Source organism: Caulobacter sp. AVps18 (assembly GCF_058681425.1).
Genome location: NZ_CM178737.1, coordinates 2477588 through 2493813, shown reverse-complemented (window position 1 = coordinate 2493813; position 16226 = coordinate 2477588). Strand labels below are relative to the sequence as shown.

General features: G+C 62.8%; 11 protein-coding genes. 9 read left to right on the top strand and 2 right to left on the bottom strand.

What is annotated here, in order from left to right:
• Positions 1-13: 13 nt before the first annotated feature.
• Positions 14-1213 (bottom strand): IS256 family transposase, encoded by a 1200-nt coding sequence (locus ACW179_RS11255; RefSeq protein WP_492059584.1) that lies wholly within the window; start codon positions 1211-1213, stop codon positions 14-16.
• Between the two features lie 429 nt (positions 1214-1642).
• On the opposite strand from ACW179_RS11255, the gene ACW179_RS11250 reads away from it, so the two are divergent.
• The 4 genes from ACW179_RS11250 (at position 1643) to ACW179_RS11235 (ending at position 8750) form a co-directional block, all read left to right on the top strand.
• A complete protein-coding gene (locus ACW179_RS11250) occupies positions 1643-5137 on the top strand; it encodes a TonB-dependent receptor (RefSeq protein ID WP_492059606.1) in 3495 nt (1164 codons plus the stop codon).
• 244 nt (positions 5138-5381) lie between these two features.
• Entirely contained in the window at positions 5382-6209 is an 828-nt protein-coding gene (locus ACW179_RS11245) for a DeoR/GlpR family DNA-binding transcription regulator (RefSeq protein WP_492059605.1), read from the top strand.
• Between the two features lie 184 nt (positions 6210-6393).
• Positions 6394-7845 (top strand): DUF1593 domain-containing protein, encoded by a 1452-nt coding sequence (locus ACW179_RS11240; protein WP_492059604.1) that lies wholly within the window; start codon positions 6394-6396, stop codon positions 7843-7845.
• 200 nt (positions 7846-8045) lie between these two features.
• A complete protein-coding gene (locus ACW179_RS11235; RefSeq protein WP_492059603.1) occupies positions 8046-8750 on the top strand; it encodes a DUF2786 domain-containing protein in 705 nt (234 codons plus the stop codon).
• A gap of 88 nt (positions 8751-8838) precedes the next feature.
• Here the strand turns inward: ACW179_RS11235 and ACW179_RS11230 are convergent, their stop codons facing one another.
• Positions 8839-10596, bottom strand: a complete 1758-nt coding sequence (locus tag ACW179_RS11230; protein WP_492059602.1) for an ATP-binding protein — start codon at positions 10594-10596, stop codon at positions 8839-8841.
• Positions 10597-11137: 541 nt separating this feature from the next.
• On the opposite strand from ACW179_RS11230, the gene ACW179_RS11225 reads away from it, so the two are divergent.
• The 5 genes from ACW179_RS11225 (at position 11138) to ACW179_RS11205 (ending at position 16219) form a co-directional block, all read left to right on the top strand.
• Positions 11138-11464, top strand: coding sequence for an STAS domain-containing protein (locus ACW179_RS11225; RefSeq protein ID WP_492059601.1), 327 nt, complete (start codon positions 11138-11140; stop codon positions 11462-11464).
• On the top strand, positions 11461-11826 hold the full coding sequence (locus ACW179_RS11220) for a response regulator (RefSeq protein WP_492059600.1): 366 nt from the start codon (positions 11461-11463) through the stop codon (positions 11824-11826). Before ACW179_RS11225 ends, ACW179_RS11220 begins: the two co-directional genes overlap by 4 nt.
• Entirely contained in the window at positions 11823-13787 is a 1965-nt protein-coding gene (locus ACW179_RS11215; protein ID WP_492059599.1) for a chemotaxis protein CheA, read from the top strand. Before ACW179_RS11220 ends, ACW179_RS11215 begins: the two co-directional genes overlap by 4 nt.
• A gap of 14 nt (positions 13788-13801) precedes the next feature.
• The gene (locus ACW179_RS11210) at positions 13802-14302 is read left to right on the top strand and encodes a chemotaxis protein CheW (RefSeq protein ID WP_492059598.1); all 501 of its coding nucleotides are present in this window, start codon (positions 13802-13804) and stop codon (positions 14300-14302) included.
• 90 nt (positions 14303-14392) lie between these two features.
• A complete protein-coding gene (locus tag ACW179_RS11205) occupies positions 14393-16219 on the top strand; it encodes a methyl-accepting chemotaxis protein (protein WP_492059597.1) in 1827 nt (608 codons plus the stop codon).
• Positions 16220-16226 lie beyond the last annotated feature (7 nt).

The window sequence follows — 16226 nt, the reverse complement described above, 5'->3', positions numbered from 1 at the left end:
TGAGCCGGATTGGTCAGGCCGCCATGATGGGCAGGCTGACGATGGGATCATCGCTCAAGGGAGCGACACTTTCCAGGGTCATGTAGCGGCATCGTTGGACGGCCCATTCGTCGTTCTGCTCGAGCAGAATGGCGCCGACGAGCCGGATGATGGCGGCCTCGTTGGGGAAGATGCCTACGACCTCTGTCCGGCGTTTGATCTCGCCATTGAGCCGCTCCAGGGAGTTTGTGGAGTGCAACTTGGTGCGGTGGGCGGCGGGGAAGGTCATGTAGGCCAGGACATCGGTCTCGGCCTGGTCGAGGAAGCCGGCCAGCTTGGGGAGTTTGGGCCGCAGTTGGTCGGCGACGCCGCGCCATTGGGTCTTGGCGGCCTGGGCGTCGTCCTGGGCGAAGGCCGTGCCGATGAAGGCCGAGACCATGGCGCGACCGCTCTTGCCGGCGTGAGCCATGACATTGCGCATGAAGTGGACGCGGCAACGCTGCCAAGTGCAGTTCATGATTTTGGAGACCGACGCCTTGATACCCTCGTGGGCGTCGGAGGTCACCAGCTTGACGCCCCGCAGGCCGCGCCGGGCCAGGCTTCTGAGGAAGTCCGTCCAGAACGTCTCGGCCTCGGAAGGGCCCACCGCCAGGCCCAGCACCTCGCGCCGGCCATCGGCGTTGACGCCCACGGCGACGATGACGGCCTTGGACACGATACGCCCGGCGGTGCGGTCTTTCACATAGGTGGCGTCGATCCACAGGTAGGGCCAGTCGCCCTCGATCGGCCGGGTCAGGAAGGCCTGGACGCGCTCGTCGATCTCCTCGCAGAGCCGCGAGACCTGGCTCTTGGAGATGCCGCTCATGCCCATCGCCTTGACCAGGTCATCCACCGAGCGGGTCGAGATCCCCTGGATGTAGGCCTCCTGGATCACCGCGGTCAGTGCCTTCTCGGCCAGCCGCCGCGGCTCCAAGAAGCCCGGAAAGTAGGAGCCCTTGCGAAGCTTTGGGATCCGCAGTTCCACCGTGCCCGCCCGCGTCTCCCAGTCGCGATCGCGGTAGCCGTTGCGCTGCGCCAGCCGCTCGGGGCTCTTCTCGCCGTGCGCAGCCCCAGTCAGGCCGCCCACCTCCAGCTCCATAAGGCGTTGGGCGGCGAACCCGATCATCTCGCGTAGAAAATCGCTGTCGCCGCTCTTCTCCATCAGCCCGCGAAGGGCGATTGTGTCTTCGGTCATCTTCGGTCCTTGGTTCAGGTTGAGCTTCGCAACCCAACCCTACCGAAGATCGTGGATGACCACCGCTACGCCGCTCGCTCGCTACGGCGCCATGGGGAAGGCGCGCGTCGCGAGCGGCTACGCTATCGCCAACGAGCTACACCACGTCCCGGGACACGACCGTCGTTGTGGCGCGGTTGGAGCCCTGATCCCCCCGTCCAGCAGGAAGCATTCAACCGCGCGCCCAACCTACTCTCCGACTGCATGCACCAGAGCGCGCACCGAGCCTGACTTTCGAGTAGTTTCGATTTTCGAAGGTGTGTGATAATTTTCACAAGCTTTCGGATTGAATTTCGAAATTTTTCGTTACAGTATCCTCGCGACGGCAGCCTGATCCGCCCGCGTTCGACGCGGGCAAAAAATGGTGGCGCCGGACTAGGGGAGGACAGGATGACTAAGCGCAATCGCCAGCGCAGCTTGCTGCTGGCCAGTGTTTCGGCGCTCAGCGTCGCGCTGATTTCAACGGGCGCTCAAGCCCGGCAAACGACCGACGCCAAGAGCGATGAGGGGCAGGTTTCGGAAGTCGTCGTTACGGGCTTCCGGTCTTCGCTCCAAAAGGCGCTAAACGAAAAGCGCGTCTCGAATGCCATGATCGATGTGATCAAGGCCGAGGACATCGGCAAATTCCCGGAATCGAACCTGGCTGAGGCCCTCCAGCGCCTGCCCGGCATTTCGATCGAACGCGAGAACGGAGAGGGCCGAACGATCACGGTTCGCGGCCTGGGCGGTGACTTCGTACGCACCCGGATCAACGGTATCGAAACCGTCGCCGCTTCGGGCAACAACGAAGGCCAGACCTCGATCAATCGGACCCGGGGCTTTGACTACAACGTCTTTGCGTCAGATCTCTTCAGTTCGCTAAAGGTGCAAAAGTCGGCCGAGGCCATTGTCGATGAAGGCTCGCTCGGTGCCACGGTCGATATCGACACGGGCCGACCACTGCAGATCGGCAAGAAGCTCATCCTTTCGGTTCAGGACAACTTCTACAGCAACGGCAAGGAGCACAATCCACGCTTCGCCGCCATGGCCTCCAGAACGTTCTTCGACGACAAGCTCGGCATCCTTTTTTCAGGTGCCTATCAAAAGCGCGACACGGGTCTGAGCTTCTACGACCGCAATCCGGGCCAATTCGAGGTGCTTTACCGGGGCTCGGATCTGGCCGGCCCGGTGCGCAACGGCACCGGGGGGAGCTTTGCTCCCAGCTGCATCACCAGCGGCGCGCCTGTGGTCAACGCCACGACCAATCGCTCGCCGCTCAACTGCTTCTGGGGTTTTGCTGCTCCAACTCAGACGGCCACCAGTCCGGCGGCGTCGGGCATTGGCCGCACCGCCTTTGGCATCGACGCCAATTCGCTGATGTTCGGCTCCGACCCCGCAGCCTGGGCCCAACTCGAGAAGAATCTGTCGACCACCATTCCCGCCCTGACCAGCCTGCAACAGCAGGACCTGAGCCAAGAGCGCATCGGCCTGACAACGACCATCGAGTTCGCCCCGACTGAAAAGACGAAAGTTCGCGTCGATGGCCTGTGGGCCCAATTCAAGGTCAACAACCAATCGCACATTCTGGGGTCGTTCGGCCTCAATCGCCAGTTTGACAACGCCCGCGCTGAGATCGGCCTGACCAATGCGGCCACCGGCCTGCGCCCCTATTCGGCTTCGAACTTCAACTATTTCGGCGATCGCCGTGGCGTCTACGGCAACTCATGCACCACCAGCGCCACGCTGAACTGCACGGGCACGCTGGGCAACACTGCAACTCCGGTGTTCTCGACCGCGCAGTACTGGAACGGCTCAGCCTACGTGGCCGTGCCCACCGTCCTGGGTAGCAACACCTGGTCGACCAACCCCTACAACCTCGACACCTACGACTATTACAACAATCCCGGTTCGGTCGGTTTCAACGCCGGAGCCGCCGCCGCAGATCCGCGCGGCATCCTGATGTATGACCAACTGGTCGGCAAACCGCACACCACTATCCAAGACCTGCATATCAACGACGCCGGTCAGGTCGACTACATGAAGCTCAACCGCCTCGACTGGATGAGCAACAACGCCTATTCGAAGAACAACAGCATCTTCAACCAGATCGATGTTACGCTAGATCAGCAGTTCACTGACAAGCTGAGCGGTCAGTTTGTCTACGGCAAGTCCTATTCGCACCTGCGTATTGACGGCGGCCGCGTGGATCTCTTCACGCTAGACAAGGACGGCTTCGTCTATGACGAGCGGGGCGGCGGCGACATGCCGGTGTTCAACCCCAACTTCAATGCTGCAGACGTCAACCAGTGGGGCGGCGCCGACATCGTAAAGGGCTATTCGGGCATCGCTCGATATGTTCGTGCCCTCAACAACCGCTACGAAACCTATCGTGGCGACTTCCGCTACGAGTGGAACGACCACCTGACGGTCTCGTTCGGGGCCAGCCAGCGCAAGTACCAGTTCGAGACCTTCTCCTCGACCTTCAGCCGCGGCGTCATTCCCTCGATCAAGGAACTCAACAAGTACGGCCGCGAGCAGAACAAGCCTGAATACGCCAATCTCACCCTGGCCCAGATGGGCAGTGTGGTGGACTTCGGTGCCGGCCTGAAGCTTCCAGCTGGAACCCCGACCGCCTGGTTCTCACCCGATCGCGACACCTTCGCCCGCCTGCTCGATTTCGAATGCAATTGCGTCAATCAGTTTGCTGACTGGCGCCTGCAGACCACCCTGGGCGATGGCCTGTCGGTTCAGGAAAAGGACACCGGCGCCTACGTTCAGGGTGATTTCGACATCGATCTGTTTGGCCGTCGCCTGCGCGGAAACACCGGCGTGCGGATTGCCAAGACCGAAGTCGACAGCGTGGCCTCGGGCACCAGCGGCGCCCTCAACGGCACCGTAATGACGGGTACAAACAGCTACACCGACACCCTGCCGTCCTTGAACCTGGTCTACGAGCTCACTGACACCCTGATGGTGCGCTTCGCGGCGGCCAAAACCATGGCTCGACCGTCGCTGGGGAACCTGTCTCCAGGCGTCAGCAGCATCTCGCTGCCGGCGGCCATGGACAGCGGCGCCAATACACCGCGCGTGACACTGGGCAATCCCAAGCTCGAACCCTTCCGGTCAGACAACTTCGACCTGAATTTCGAGTGGTATCCCCAATCGAGCACCCTGGTTTCGGTGGCGCTGTTCAAGAAGAAGCTGGGCTCCTATCCCCGCCAACAGGCCTTCAGCGCCAAGCTGGACGAGTTCCTGCCGCCCGAACTCTACTCCACCCTGCGCGGCGGCTTGAGCTTGACGCCTGTGCAGGCCGCTTACCTGGATGGAGAGAATATCTGGACAGTAACATCTTATGTCGACAGCCCCGGTGGCGTCGTTAACGGCATCGAGGTCCAGTATCAGCAGGCGTTCGACTTCCTGCCAGGGATCTGGAAGAACTTCGGCGTCATCACCAACGTCACCCATATCCAGTCAGAATTGAACTACCTCACCCAGTCCGGCAAATGGGCCAAGGCGCCTTGGCCGTTTGCATCACCCAACGCGGTGAACATGACCCTCTACTATGAAAAGGGTAAGTTCGACGGCCGGATTTCCTACAGCTGGCGCGATAGGTTTGCTTCGGTGTTTCCGCAGTCGTCTGGTCTATGCCCGCCTGGACTGGATACTGATCTGGCGACGGGCGGAGTTTGCACCAGCCCCTTCAACGACTTCGGAGGCGTGGAGTCGACGCAATATGTCGACGCGAAGGTCTCCTACAAGTTCAGCAAGAAGATGCGTGCGGACCTGTCCGTCCAGAACCTCTTCAACGAACCCGAGTCGCAGTGGAATTATGACCCCAGCGTGGTTCGTAAGTACTCGGCGGGCGCGGGCCGCATTCTAACGGCCGGCTTCCGCTACACCTTCTAGGCAGGCGACTTTCTCTTCCTGCACGCCGCGGCCCCCTCCCGGGTCGCGGCGTTTTTTTTAGCTTAAGCTCGCGTCCACTGGCGTTTAGCTTGCGAATGTCAGCGGAGAGGCGGGTAATCGACAAAATTGGCTGTTGGCGAGCCGCTCCTTAAGGTGCTCAAAGGGGCTCTCGCGCGCGCCGAACCTGGCGCGTAGCGACCCACCAACCCCATCCAGCCTCCATGGAGGCCAGGAGCTCGAACTGATGGCGAAGGAACCCAAGTCCCGCTCGGCGCGTGCTGCCGCCGTAAAGGCCTCGGCGTCAGGATCCCTTCTTCCCGAGGTTCGACGCGCCCGGATACTGGAGTGGGTTCAAGAGGAAGGCAGTGCGCGGGTTCGCGACCTAGCCGACGCGTTCGACGTTTCCGACGTGACCATCCGCCAGGATCTTGAGAGGCTGGAAGCCGAAGGTGTCGTCACACGCGAGCATGGCGGTGCCTATCTACAGTCAGTGCCCAGTCAGGTGCGGGCTATGGCCTTGCACCATATGATCAATATGGATGCGAAGCGGCGCATTGGCCGGGTCGCTGCCGGATTGGTCGCCGATGGCGAAACCGTCATTATCGATTCCGGCTCAACGACGACCGAGTTGGCCAGCCAGTTGCTGGACCGTCAGAATCTGAACGTGATCACCAATGCCTTGAACATCGCCCTGATGATGGGCGCACTGCCGACCTGCACCGTCCTCATGCCCGGCGGACAATTCAAGGCCCCCACGCTTTCGCTGACCGGCGAGCGATCCGGGGCCTTCTTCGAGGGCCTCTATGCCGAAAAAGTCTTCCTGGCGACGGCCGCAGTCTCGCCAGAGGTTGGCCTCACCTACCCCTCGATGGCCGACCTCTACGTCAAGCGCGCGATGATCAAGGCCGCGACAAAGGTCATCCTGCTGGCGGATTCCAGCAAGATCGGGCGCACCTCCCTGTCGCTACTCACCAGCATAGACACCATCCACACCCTGATCACTGACAAGGCTATCCGTGACGAGGACCGAAGGGCGTTCGAGGAGCGAGGGGTGGAAGTGCTCGTCGCCTAAAGACGCCGTGCTCCGAGTGCCATCCGGACCAGGCTTCGCCAGCGACCATACCCGGACAGACTGACATTGATATTTTTTCGTTTATTGCTTCGATAATTTTCGCTTTATAGTGCCCATCAAACCGATGGGGCTGTTGGCTCCACGACCGACGCCGTTTGCGCTCGGGCATCATGTGGAGGAAGCTTTGAAAACCAGAATTGGCCGCCGGTGGCTCGCGCCGACCGCTTTCGCGATCGCCTTGCTTGGAGGCCAGGCCCTGGCCGCGCCCGCTCCGGCCGATCCGGACCGCCCGCGCGTCGTTGTTCTCACCGACATCGAGAACGAACCCGATGACGCCGAGTCGCTGGTGCGCTTCTTGACCTATTCCAATCAGTTCGATGTCGAAGGCCTGGTGGCCACGACCTCGATCCACCTTCGCGACCACACAGCGCCTGGAAAGATTCAGGAGATTGTCACGGCCTATGGCGCGGTGCGCGACAATCTCGAGCGCCATGAGCCCGGGTTCCCCAGCGCTGCAAAACTTTCGGCGTCAATCACCAGCGGCCGCCCGCTTTACGGTCTAGCCGCAGTCGGCGAAGGCCATGACAGTCCTGGCTCTGAAGCCATCATCACCGCTGTCGATCGTGACGATCCTCGTCCGGTCTGGGTATTGGTCTGGGGCGGGCCCAATACCCTGGCTCAGGCCTTGTGGAAGGTCAGCCAGACCCGCAAGCCGCCCGAGGTGGCCAAGTTCGTCGCCAAGCTGCGTGTCTATGCGATCTCCGATCAGGACGACAGCGGTCCCTGGATCCGTAGCGGCTTTCCAAACCTTTTCTACATTGTCAGCCCCGGGTTCCATGCCGGCGGCGCTTACCACTTCGCCACATGGAGCGGCATCAGTGGTGATCGTTTCCACGGCCGATTTGCCGGCGGAGACTTCACAAGTGTTAGCAATGAATGGCTGGCGACCAATGTCCAGGCAAAGGGCCCGCTTGGAGCGGTCTATCCCGAACCCAAGTTCCTGATGGAAGGCGATACGCCTAGCTTCCTGTATCTGATCCAGAATGGCCTCGGCTCCTCAGAGCATCCCGATTGGGGCAGCTGGGGCGGCCGCTACGAGTTCTACACCCCGCGCCTGGAACGCTGGCATCTTCAGGCCGAGACACGCCCGATCTGGACCGACGCACAAGACGAAGTCATGGGTGCGGACGGCCAGTGGCACACCAGCAACAAGGCGACGATCTGGCGCTGGCGGCAAGCCTACCAGAACGATTTCGCCGCGCGGATGGACTGGACGATCAAGCCCTACAACCAGGCCAACCACCCGCCCAAGGTGAAGCTTGCCCATCCGGACAGGCTCACGGCCAAGATGGGCGACCGTATTGATCTCAGCGCCGCCTTGAGCAGCGACCCTGACGGCGATAAACTCTCTTACCATTGGTTCTACTACGGTGAGGCGGGAAGCTTCGTGGTCTCGGCGGCACGGTCTGGCGCACCAATCAAGATCGAGGACGCCGACAAGGCCAAGGCCTGGTTCACAGTGCCCACCAATCGCGTCTTCCGAACCGGAAGCCTTCACGTCCTGGTGGCAGTGACCGATAGCGGAACCCCAGCCCTCACCCGCTACAAGCGCGTGATCATCAATGTGGCACCCTAGTCAGGTGCCCCCCCCCTTCACCTTTGAGCCGCAAGCCCAACCTCGGATCTGCGCGAGATGCGGTCTCCTGAACAGCTCCAGGAACACGAGGTTCTAGGGAGGCGCTGGGATGAGCCGCCGACGTCAGCTAGAAGGACAGCGCTGGCGCCTTGAGGGGCTGGCGTCGGTGCCGCCGAAAGTCGGCTTTTCGGGACTCATCCGTGAAAGAAAATCCCGACCTCGCAGCGCTCGACAAGCTCAAGACACGCATCCAGGGCCTCCGCGCCAAAACGACCGACAACGGCTGCACCGAAGACGAAGCTTTGTCAGCCGCCAGCAAGGTCGCCGAACTGCTCGATCGGTACGACTTGTCGCTGACCGACGTCGAAATCCGTAGTGCTCCGTGCGAGCGGCGCGAATATGCGACCAAGCTCAACAAGCGCATACCGCTGGGCGACTGCATCGGTGCCATCGCTCACTTCTGCAACTGCCGGGTTTGGCGCGAGAAAACCCAGGCAGGCGATCCGCGATACGTCTTCTTTGGCCTTCGCTCCGATATCGAAGCCGCGCACTACCTGACCGAACTGATCAACAGCGCCGTCCGATCCGAGCTTGGCCGGTACAAGACCTCAACCGCCTATCAGCGGTTTCGGCATCAAGAGCGACACCTGGCGAACGCGTCCTTCACGCTGGGGATGGTTGTGTCCATCGCGGACAAATTGACCCTGATGAAAGCCGGGCGTGACGTGGCCAATAACAATACCGGGCGGGATCTTGTGGTTCTCAAGTCGGCGATCGTCGACGCCGAGCTTCAAAAGCTTGATCTGAAGCTGAGGACGGTGCGCCGCCCTGCCCGCATGGTGTCACCGAAGGCATACGATGCCGGCGGCGCCGCAGGCGCGTCCCTAGAGCCCTTTCCGACCTGATGGCTTCATCAGGATGGCGATGCGCCAGCAACCTAAGTTCGATCGCCTCCAAAACTCGGACATTGAAGTTTTGCCGGCAGACGCCAGGTCAGCCGGCGACCGCGTGGTCGGTCGGGACGGCAACCAGGGCCTCAGCGATGGCGGCGAACAGGACAGCGACGTCGATCGGCTTGCTGACATGGGCATCCAGGCCCGCAGCAAGATAGTCGTGCCTCTGATGGTCCATGGCGTTTGCGGTCAGAGCGATGATCGGGGTTCGGGCGCGCGCGCTGGCGCGCTCTTCGGTGCGAATGGCGCGCGTGGCGCTGACCCCGTCCATGACGGGCATATTGATGTCCATCAGGATCAGATCGAAGGTCCCCTGGCGCCAGGCTTCCAGCGCCAGGCAGCCGTCTTCGACGACATGAAGCTCAACCCCCGCGCCGCCGAGCAGGCTGCGAAGCACCAGCTGGTTGGTAGGGTTGTCCTCGGCGACCAGGATGACGAGGCGCTCCTTCAGGACCGTGACCAGGCGGTCGGCCACCGGCGTCGCCAAAGGCGCGAGAACCGGCGAGCCGGAGCGCGCCAAGGGCAAGGCAACGCGAAAAGTGGATCCGGCCCCCAGACGGCTATCAACCGTGATATCGCCGCGCATCAATCGGGCCAGGTCGCGTGAGATCGGCAGGCCAAGGCCCGTGCCGCCAAACCGCCGGGTCGTCGTGGCGTCTCCCTGGCTGAACTTCTCGAAGAGGCCAGCCCGGGAGGCCTCGGAGAAGCCTACTCCGGTGTCTTCAATCGTAAAGGCAAACCCAGCCGCCTCGTGAGCCAGCAGAACGTCGATGCGCCCCTGATCGGTAAATTTCACGGCGTTGCCAATCAGATTGTAGAGGATCTGTCTCACGCGCGTGGGGTCGCCTCGATAGAGGCTACGCGCCCCCTCCACGACGAACGACAGGACAAGGCCCTTTTCCGCCGCGATCGCGCCAAATGCGTCGCACGCGTCGCGGCCGAGCGCCTCGGGGTCGAAATCGACCAATTCGAGCTCGATCTTGCCGGCCTCAATCTTGGCCATGTCCAACATGTCATTGAGCAACGTCAGCAGGGTCGCGCCCGACTGCTGCAGCACCCCCAGGCGCTCCTGTTGATTGCAGGTCATCGGCTCACGCGACATAGCCTGGGCCATGCCCAGGATGCCGTTGAGCGGCGTGCGGATTTCGTGCGAGACCGTGGCCAGGAAGGCGCTTTTGGCCTGGTTGGCCGCTTCGGCGTTGAGTTGGTCCTGGATCACTTCGTCATAGGACTCGGCGTTGGCGCGCTGCAAGTCACGAGCGTTGACCGCAAAACACGCGGCCAGCGCCGCAAGGATCCAAACCTCCACGCCTGACTGCATACGGGTGGCGCTGTAGACAAGCGCGATAGCCGGGGCCGGCGCGGTCCACAGGATCATGCTGCGCGTCAGGGTGTGCTGAGCCGCGCAAGTCATCAGGATTCCGGCGCTGACCAGCACCAGGGTCACGACAGCCGTGCTCGTTGTCGGATGGGCGAGAAGAAGGGGCCCCGCAGAGGTCGACGTCAGCAGGATGGTTATGGCGATCAGCTGGTTCTGGAAGATCCGGAACTGCTCTTGCGTCGCTGACGCCAAGCGGGGCACCACCCGGCGCCACCAAGCCATGGTCGCGACTTCAGACGACACGTAGGCGGCAATCCAGCCCAGGGCGACCCAGACAGACATCGCATTCAAAAAGAGCAGCACCATCGCCACCAACGCAATGCTGCCGATCCGCATGGACACGTGACCGGAGTAGGTTCGAGCGTAGTACTTCTCGAACGCGTGCTGCGAATAGGGCCTGTCGACGCGCGAAGTCATCGCGCCAGCTTGGGCGCAAGAGGCTTTACAGGCTATTGGCCGATCGCCTCATGGGGCTGCGACATGGCGCCACAGCGTCCAGCGGACCGCAGGGGCCACGACCTCCGAGCATCGCTCGCGGCCATGAGATCTTCACGCCTACCAGCGGATTTCCACCCGTCACATCCTGCCGGCGCAGTTGAACCTAGAGTCGACGTCGCGCCACGACTCGACATCGGCGCAATTCCAGAAAGCAGACATTCAGATTACCTCAAGTAAACGAGACCCACGCCTCTTTATAGCGACCGGACTTTGGTGCCCGGAGCCCAAAACGCCAATGAGCTCGCACACCCGTGCTCTACGACCGACCTGAAGATTTGGTGGACCACCCATGGCGATGCCGAAACCTCACCGCCCGGCGCACTTTCCAGGTCGCGGCATAATGTCGCTCCCCCGCAAGTTGCACAATTCACTCAAAATTAAACGGCGCTATCACAAGCTCACAGGAACACAAGAAAAGCCTAATAACGGCAATATTTCATGACTTTGGGGGAGGGGCAGCATGCTGACGAATGTCGAGTTCTTTCCAATTTCATTCACCGGTAATTTGACTGTCTCAAATATTGAGGCAGCTCACTTCGAGTTAAGATCTGCCGTTTGCCAGAATAATGCGGTTCTGATCGATCTCGACGGCGTGATTGAAGCGGATCTGACCTTCATCCAACTCATCGAAGCCGCACGGCAGCGCGCCCGCGAGACGGGCGGCGAACTTGCGCTGCGCGAACCCGCCGCAGGAGCGGTGCTTGAGGTGCTGCAGCGCGGCGGCTTCCTCGATGACGAAGGTTCTGACCGCGCCAGGTTCTGGCTTCAAGAGGCAACCCAGCAATGACCGCGATCCTGACCGTGGATGACTCCGCCAGCATTCGGCAGGCCATCAAGATCGCCCTCAGCGGCGAAGGCTATGCCGTGACCGAGGCCGTGAACGGCCACGACGGCCTCGAAAGGGGCAGCGCTGGCGGCTTCGACCTGATCGTCACCGACCTGAACATGCCGGTGATGGACGGGCTTTCCATGATCCGCGAACTGCGCAAGCGGCCGGCCGGCGCCGGCGTTCCGATCCTGTTTCTGACCACCGAATCCGACGCCGAGATCAAGGCCCAGGCCAAGGCGGCCGGCGCCACGGGCTGGCTGACCAAGCCGTTCGACCCCGAACAGCTGATCCGGGTCGTCAAGAAGGTCCTCGCCAAATGAGTGCCCTCGATCCCATTGAGACCTTCCGCCAGGAAGCCCAGGAGCTGCTTGAGGAGATCGAACAGGGCCTGCTCGATCTGGCGCATCGTCCCGGGGATCGTGAACTGGTCGACGCGGTGTTCCGTGGCCTGCACACCCTGAAGGGCTCAGGCGCCATGTTCGGCTTTGACGCCCTGGCCGCCTTCACCCATCACTGCGAAACCGCCTTTGACCGTGTCCGCAAGGGCGAGGTGGCCGCCACCTCCGAACTGGTGGGCGCGGTGCTGGCCTGCCAGGACCATATGCGCGCCCTCGCAGAGGGACGCCCGGCCTCCGAGGCCACCGGCCAGGCGTTGCTGACCGAGTTGCATCGCGTCGTCGAGAGCGCCGGCCAGTCAGGTGCGGAGGCCGCCGCGCCCGACACCCCTGCCCTCAACAGATGGCGCGTGAAGTTCAGCCTGCCGGCCGACGCCCTGGTCAATGGCACCCGCCCCCTGCCGCTACTGGACGAACTGCGCGAGCTTGGCGACTGCCGCGTCGTGGCGGTGACCGACGCGGTCCCGGCCCTTGACGACCTGATCGCGACCGAATGCCACCTGGCTTGGGACGTCACCCTGACGACACCGCACGGCCGCGACGCGATCGAGGATGTCTTCATCTTCGTGATCGACGACATGACCCTGGAAATCCAGGACCTGACCGCCCCTGCGGTCGAGGTCACGAAAGCTGTCAGCAAGGCTGCCGCCTCGACGCCTGTTGCCGGGGCCGCTGAAGAGCCGCCCACCACCGAGGGACGAAACGCCAAGTCCGGCGACACCGTTCGCGTTCCGGCCGAGCGCCTGGACGAGATGATGGACCGGGTCGGCGAACTGGTCATCGCCCAGTCGCGCCTCAAGCAACTGGCCAATTCCAGCAGCGACATCGCCCTGCGCGCGGTCGCCGAGGAAATCGAGCGCCTGGCCTCCGAGATGCGCGACACCATGATGGTGGTGCGCATGGTGCCGATCGCCCAGCTGTTCGGACGCTTCCGCCGGCTGATCCACGATCTGGCCCGCGACACCGGCAAGACCATCGAGCTGTCGACCGAAGGCGAGACCACCGAGCTGGACAAGACCGTGATCGAGCGCCTGGCCGATCCGCTGATCCATCTGATCCGCAACGCCGCTGACCATGGCCTGGAACCCCCCGAGCAACGCCTGGCCGCCGGCAAGCCCGAGGCGGGTCATGTCGTACTGGCCGCCCGTCAGTCGGGCGCCGAGGTGGTGATCACCATCACCGACGATGGCCGCGGCGTCGACCGCGCCCGCGTCCGCGCCAAGGCCGAGGAAAATGGCCTGATCCAGCCGGGTCAGGTGCTGAATGACAACGAGCTGCTGCAGCTGATCTTTGCCCCGGGCTTCTCGACAGCGGCGACGATCACCAACCTGTCGGGTCGCGGCGTCGGCATGGACGTGGTCAAGCGCACCATCGAGGGCCTGCGCGGCTCGATCGAGCTGTCCAGTACGCCGGGTGAAGGCTCGATCGTTTCCCTGCGCATTCCCCTGACCCTGGCGATCATCGATGGCCTGCTGGTGCGGGTCGGAACCGCACGATACGTCATTCCGCTGGCTTCGGTGGAAGAGTGCGTCGAGCTGTCGGCCGAGCAGGACGTCCGCTCGACGGGCCGCAGCCTGATCACCCTGCGCGACCAGCTGGTGCCGTTCATCCGGCTGCGCCAGATGTTCTTCACCGGCCTCGCGCCGGATCCCCACCAGAAGATCGTGGTCGTCCAGGCCGGGCAGGACCGCGTGGGACTGGTCGTCGATCAGATCCTTGGCGACCACCAGACCGTCATCAAGGCCCTGTCGGGCTTCCATGCCGAGGTCGGTGCCTTCTCGGGCGCGACGATCCTGGGCGATGGCGGCGTCGCCCTGATCCTGGACATCGGCCACCTGGTCGCGGCCGGCGCCCGTCCGGATGCGCAGATGCGGGCGGCCAGCTGATGGAAGCGCAAGTCATGACGCCTGACGCCCTGGACGCCCCAATCGAGGCGCTGACCTTCGATCTGCAGGGAGAGACCTTCGCCCTGGACGCCGGCCTGGTCCGCGAGGTCCTGGACATGTTGCCCGAAACCGATGTGCCCGGAGCCCCACCCTTCGTGGGCGCGGTGATCAACTTCCGTGGCCGGGTGATCCCCTTGGTCGACCTGCGCCTGGCCTTCGACATGACGGCCGGAGCGCCGACCATCGACAGCCGCATTGTCGTCATCGAGTACGATCTGGACGGTGAGCCCACCCTGATCGGCCTGCGCGCCGACAAGGTGCACGAGGTCACCTCGATCACCCTGGACACCACCGAGCAGGCCCCGCGCGTGGGCATGAGCTGGCGAGCGGATTTCGTTCGCCTGCTGGCCAGGCGCGATGGCGACCTGATCGTAATCCCCGACCTTGACCAGATCTTCGCGGCGCGCGGCCGGTCGGCCGCCACCGTCACGCCCATCAACACATCGCAGTCTTGAGTATTCAGCAGGATCTTCCTGCGCGCTAAGCGAAGGTGAGTATCGCCTGCGCATCCAGACCGATCCAATTTAGCTCAAAGGGGCTTTGAAATGCGTGCAACAATAAGGGCAAAACTTGCTGGCGCCTTTGCAGTCGTTTTGATGATTGCGGCTCTGATGGGCGCTGTCGGCATTGCCAAGATGAGTGCGATAAACGACCAATCGACAGAGATCACCAAAAACTGGATGCCGAGTATAGACGCCATTCACTCTATAAATACGGCCACTTCTGATCTTCGTGCTCAGCAATATTCCCACATCGCTTCAATTGATCCAGCCCGCATGGCTGACGCCGAACGTGAGATAGAAACCACATTGGCGCAAATCAAAAGCGAGCGCGGAAAATATGAAAAGTTGATATCTTCGGACGAAGAGCGAAATCTGTATAATCAGTTTTCCTCCAAGTACGAATCCTATGTTCGCGGCGGCGAGCAAATACTCGCTCTGTCTCGCAAGAATGAGAACGCCGCCGCTGCCGAGGCCATGAGGGCCAACAAGGCGGCTTATGACGACATGTCAGCCGACACGCTGAAACTGGTCAAGTTGAACGTCGCGGGCGGCGCTGCGGCCAGCGACACGGGGGACAAGGTGTTCGCCGAAGCGCGCGTGCTGTTCATCGGACTGGTGATCGTGTCGCTTGTCATCGGTTCGCTCGCGGCCCTGTGGATTTCCAGGACCGTCACGATGGGTCTTCGCAAGGTCGGGGGTGCCATTGAGGCGGTGGCGATCGGCGACCTGAACCAGCGCGTCACCGTGACCACAAACGACGAGATCAAGGATCTCATCGACACGGTCAACCGCATGACGGACAACCTCAACGCCACCGCGCTGGTCGCCGACAAGGTCGCGGACGGCGACCTGACGGTCGAAGCCAAGCCGCTGTCCGACAAGGACACCTTGGGCCTCGCCCTGCAGAAGATGATCGAACGCCTTCGCGGCGTGGTCGGCGACGCCCTTTCGGCGTCGGAGAATGTGTCGTCGGGCAGCCAGGAACTGTCGGCGGCCGCCGAGCAGGTCAGCCAGGGCGCCACCGAACAGGCCGCCGCCGCCGAAGAGGCCTCGGCCTCGATGGAGCAGATGGCCGGCAATATCAAACAGAACGCCGACAACGCCACCCAGACCGAAAAGATCGCCCGCCAGTCGGCCCTGGACGCCGAAGTCTCCGGCGCGGCCGTCAATCGCGCTGTGGAGGCCATGCGGACGATCGCCGAGAAGATCACCATCGTTCAGGAGATCGCCCGCCAGACCGACCTGCTGGCCCTCAATGCGGCCGTCGAGGCGGCCCGGGCCGGCGAGCATGGTCGAGGCTTTGCGGTCGTCGCTTCGGAGGTGCGCAAACTGGCCGAGCGGTCGCAGACCGCCGCCACCGAGATCGGTGCCGTGTCGTCCGACACCGTCAAGGCCGCCCAGTCGGCCGGCGAGATGCTGACCAGCCTGGTGCCCAATATCCGCCGGACCGCCGAACTGGTCTCCGAGATCAGCGCCGCCTGCCGCGAGCAGGACATCGGTGCCTCGCAGATCAACGAGGCCATCCAGCAGCTGGACAAGGTTACCCAGCAGAACGCCGGCGCCTCCGAACAGATGTCGGCGACCTCCGAGGAGCTGGCCGCCCAGGCCGAGGAGTTGCAGACCTCCATCGCCTATTTCCGCCTGTCGTCAACGCACTCGGCCCTGCGTAGCAAACCGGCTGCGGTGTCGCGCCCGGCCCCGCCCCAGGCAGCAAAGGCCGCAGCGCCGGTTCGCGCCACGCGCCCGGCGCCCCGCAAGGTCGCCTCCCGCGGCGCGGTCGGGGCCCAGCAAGCCATGGCCCAGGGCTTTGCGCTGGATCTTAGTCAGGGCGGACCAGACCACAACGACAGTGAGTTCACCCAATACTGACGTCCCG

Bases quoted from the DNA above. Each gene is read 5' to 3' on its own strand.
- ACW179_RS11245 (WP_492059605.1), top strand. From the start codon at position 5,382: ATGGCGAAGGAACCCAAGTCCCGCTCGGCGCGTGCTGCCGCCGTAAAG.
- ACW179_RS11215 (WP_492059599.1), top strand. From the start codon at position 11,823: ATGAGTGCCCTCGATCCCATTGAGACCTTCCGCCAGGAAGCCCAGGAG.
- ACW179_RS11225 (WP_492059601.1), top strand. From the start codon at position 11,138: ATGCTGACGAATGTCGAGTTCTTTCCAATTTCATTCACCGGTAATTTG.
- ACW179_RS11250 (WP_492059606.1), top strand. From the start codon at position 1,643: ATGACTAAGCGCAATCGCCAGCGCAGCTTGCTGCTGGCCAGTGTTTCG.
- ACW179_RS11255 (WP_492059584.1), bottom strand. From the start codon at position 1,213: ATGACCGAAGACACAATCGCCCTTCGCGGGCTGATGGAGAAGAGCGGC.
- ACW179_RS11205 (WP_492059597.1), top strand. From the start codon at position 14,393: ATGCGTGCAACAATAAGGGCAAAACTTGCTGGCGCCTTTGCAGTCGTT.
- ACW179_RS11220 (WP_492059600.1), top strand. From the start codon at position 11,461: ATGACCGCGATCCTGACCGTGGATGACTCCGCCAGCATTCGGCAGGCC.
- ACW179_RS11210 (WP_492059598.1), top strand. From the start codon at position 13,802: ATGACGCCTGACGCCCTGGACGCCCCAATCGAGGCGCTGACCTTCGAT.
- ACW179_RS11230 (WP_492059602.1), bottom strand. From the start codon at position 10,596: ATGACTTCGCGCGTCGACAGGCCCTATTCGCAGCACGCGTTCGAGAAG.